Annotated in this window: 1 protein-coding gene; it reads right to left on the bottom strand. The window is 59.8% G+C overall.

Annotation, left to right across the window (positions count from 1 at the left end; translation table 11 throughout):
* Positions 1-65: 65 nt before the first annotated feature.
* A complete protein-coding gene (locus tag FNJ84_RS21760) occupies positions 66-512 on the bottom strand; it encodes a hypothetical protein (RefSeq protein WP_143795277.1) in 447 nt (148 codons plus the stop codon).
* Positions 513-706: the final 194 nt, after the last annotated feature.

Genomic DNA, 706 nt, shown 5'->3' with positions numbered 1-706 from the left:
ATGAAGAAAGGCGCGTCAGCATCTGCTGGCGCGCCTTTGTTTTGTGGTTCAGTTGTCCGTCAGGATCAGCTGTCGTCGCGACCGCGATGCTCGGCACCGGTATAGTCGCTGGCAACCGCCGACGAGATCACGTCACGGCCGTTCTCGCTGGCGATGAAGGCCGCGCGATTGGCTTTGCTGCCTTGGGTTTTCTCGCCCGCGATCTGGCCCAGTTCGTTGGTGTTGAACGCAGCGCCATCAACACCCAGGATCGAGGCCTGCATGTCATGGCCGCCATTCACGCCGCCGGTCGTGGCGTTTTTCTGGTCCAGGATATAGGCCGCACGTTCGGCTTTGCGCTGGTCATTCTTTTCCGCGCCGATCAGGGCCAGCTCATTGGTGGTGAAGGCAGCCGAATCCAGGTTCAGGATGGCGGCCTGCATGTCACGGCCCGAATTGGCCTCGGCAGCAGCGACAGGAGCAGCCAGAGCAACAGCAGCGGCAACGGCGGTCAGGATGGATTTGGTGAACATCTCGTTCTCTCCTATAAAGGCGAGCCCCTTTGTTTCCTTGGCCCGCTTCCTTGTTTCATGGAGGGGATATGCGCCTTGACCGTCTGATAAAAAATAGCTGATTACGCACAGCTTCTGTGCGCAGGCGGCCTGTCACGATCCGGGGATGTCGCCTTGAAATTCGGGCCTTGCCTCGGCGGGCGGGTCAGAACAGA

Source organism: Paracoccus sp. M683 (assembly GCF_007096355.1).
GTDB lineage: Bacteria > Pseudomonadota > Alphaproteobacteria > Rhodobacterales > Rhodobacteraceae > Paracoccus.
The sequence above is the reverse complement of the archived record's forward strand: the minus strand, read 5'-3'. Positions and strand labels throughout refer to the sequence as shown.

Excerpts from the sequence above, each read along its gene's own strand:
- FNJ84_RS21760 (WP_143795277.1), bottom strand. The coding sequence starts at position 512 with ATGTTCACCAAATCCATCCTGACCGCCGTTGCCGCTGCTGTTGCTCTG.